Source organism: Synechococcus sp. H60.3, assembly GCF_047462295.1.
Classification (GTDB): Bacteria; Cyanobacteriota; Cyanobacteriia; order Thermostichales; family Thermostichaceae; genus Thermostichus.
In genome coordinates this window covers 1-2,530 of sequence record NZ_JANSIY010000185.1, presented here as the reverse complement: position 1 = coordinate 2,530, position 2,530 = coordinate 1, and the positions used below count along the sequence as shown (strand labels likewise).

At 62.0% G+C, this 2,530-nt stretch carries 1 protein-coding gene; it reads left to right on the top strand.

From position 1 onward, the window contains the following. Window positions 1–417: 417 nt before the first annotated feature. Window positions 418–2,406: a transglycosylase domain-containing protein gene (locus tag NW841_RS12580; RefSeq protein ID WP_414386707.1), complete on the top strand. Its 1,989-nt coding sequence runs from the start codon at window positions 418–420 to the stop codon at window positions 2,404–2,406. Window positions 2,407–2,530: the final 124 nt, after the last annotated feature.

Here is a 2,530-nt window from a genome sequence, read left to right as displayed (position 1 = left end):
GAAGGAATGTGGAAACACTCCAGATACTTCCTCTCCTTGCCGCAGTTTCGTGTTCTCGCAGGCGCAAGATCTCAAGGCGGTGGGACAGGGATCCCCTTTGCAGATAAAGTCTGGTAAGCAGTTCTAACTGAGTTTTTCGCAGGTCGATGACAATCTTGCTGCCCTCCTTGGGCGAGATAGCGGCCATAGAGGTGCAGGTAGCAGTCTGACATGCGAAACAGCCTGTCGAGATCCAGGCTGGTGGGGAACTGGGGATCCCAGCAGCCAGCAGGCAAAGCACTCGGAAACCCCCCACGCTCACCCGGATTTGGCTCACCTAGAGGTGGGAGGGATCTCCCTGCCAGGCCGAGAAGCACCGCTCTATAATGAGTAAAATTTTTGGTTGCTCCGCAACGCCGACGTGACGGGGTTTTTGACGTGACCTACGGTCGCAGACCATTGGCCCGCTGGGCTAGGCATTCGGCTTCGCGGCATCCTTACAGCCGCCCCTTTCCCCGCTTGGGGTATGACGAATATGCCAGCGCTGACCCACCCACCCGCCCCTCCTGGATGACTCAGGCTGCTGTCACGGTGGGCAATCTGTTGCTGGGATCGCTGCTCTTGGGCTCTACAGCGACGGCTGCCGGCTTGATGGGGTTGGCCATCAGCTTTCGCAACCTGCCGGATGTACACCAACTGCGGGACTACGTGCCGGTGGCCACTACTCACATTGTCGATATTCGCGGCGAGCCAATTGCCAGCCTGCACGGGGAAGCCAACCGGGAGGTGATCTCACTGGAAGAGGTCTCGCCGGAGATGAAAAAGGCCCTGCTGGCCATTGAAGATAGCCACTTCTACACCCACCCCGGCATCAACCCCGTCAGCTTGGGCCGGGCCCTTCTGGGCAGTGTTGAGGGGGGCTTGGGCTCTGCCGGGGGCGGCTCCACCCTGACGATGCAACTGGTGAAGAACTTGTTTTTGAGGCCGGAGCGCACCCTCAGCCGCAAGGTGGCCGAGATTGTGCTGGCGGTGCGGCTGGAGCAGGTCTTCACCAAAGACGAAATCCTGGAGATGTACCTCAACCAGGTGTACTGGGGGCACAACCTCTACGGCATCCAGGCGGCGGCCCGCAGCTACTTCAACAAAGATGCGGCAGAACTGAACTTGGCGGAAGCGGCGATGTTGGCCGGGATCCTGCCGGCTCCAGAAACCCTCAGCCCCTTCCGTAACCTGGAGGGAGCCAAGCGACGACAGCGGCTAGTGCTGGATCGCCTGGTGGAGCTGAAGTGGATTACCCCAGAAGAAGCCCAGGCAGCCCGCGAGCAAGAATTGACCCTGGGCCGCATCACCTCCTTCCAGAGCAATGCCCCGGCGGTCACCGACGTCATCGAAGCCGAGCTGCGGCGTCGCTATGGCGAGCAGGCAATTCTCCAGGGGGGGCTGCGGGTGCAGGCCACCATCGACCTGCGGCTGCAACGCCTGGCAGAGCGCATTGTCAACGAAGATGGGCCCCGCATTGCAGCCGCTCGCCGAGCCGACCAGATGGCCCTGGCGGCAGTGGATCCCCGTACCGGCTATGTCAAGGCCCTTGTGGGCGGCATCAACGCCCAGCGGGGCCAATTTAATCGCGCCACCCAAGCCTTTCGCCAAACGGGATCCACCTTTAAGCCCTACGTGTACTACGCGGCCCTGGCTACCGGCCGCTACGGGCCCAACAGCATCCTGGAAGACACCCCGGTCACCTATCCCGGCTCACCCCCCTACAGCCCCAAAAACTACGACAACACCTTTTACGGCCCTCTCACCTTTGCCCGCGCCTTGGAGCTCTCCCGCAACGTGCCCACCGTCAAGCTGGCGGATGAGGTTGGGATCCGCAACGTCATTGCAGCGGCCCAGGCCACGGGCATCAGTGCCGAGATGTTCCCCAACCTGGCCACAGCTCTGGGCTCGGCCAGCATCAGCCCCTTGGAAATGGCCGCCAGCTATGCGGTGTTTGCCAATGGCGGCTACCGGGTGGAGCCAACTCTCTTGGCCCAGGTGGTGGATCGCAACGGCCAAATCCTCTTCGAGGCCCGGCCGAAGCCAGAGCGGGTTTTGGATCCCTGGGCAGTGGCTGCCCTCAACCAAATCCTCAAGGGGGTAGTGACCCAAGGCACCGGGACGGCAGCCCGTCTGGACGATGGGCGACCGGTAGCAGGCAAAACCGGCACCACCTCCGACTTTCGCGATGCCTGGTTTATCGGCTATGTGCCGCAACTGTCCACTGCCATTTGGATTGGCAACGACAATAACTCCCCCATGCTGCCTGGCACGGCAGGGGGCGCCTTTGTCGCCCCCACCTGGAAGCGCTTCATGACCGAGGCCCTGCAAGGGATCCCACCCCAAGACTTCCCTAGCCCTCAGCAATTTTCCCCTCCCCGGCCATGAGCAATAGCGAGGAGCGGCTGGCGCGCATTGAGCGCACCATCGAGGCCAATGCCCAGGCCATCGCCCAACTGGCCCGGCAAAACCAAGAGCTGCTGCAGACCATTGCCGGCACCGAAGAGCGCAT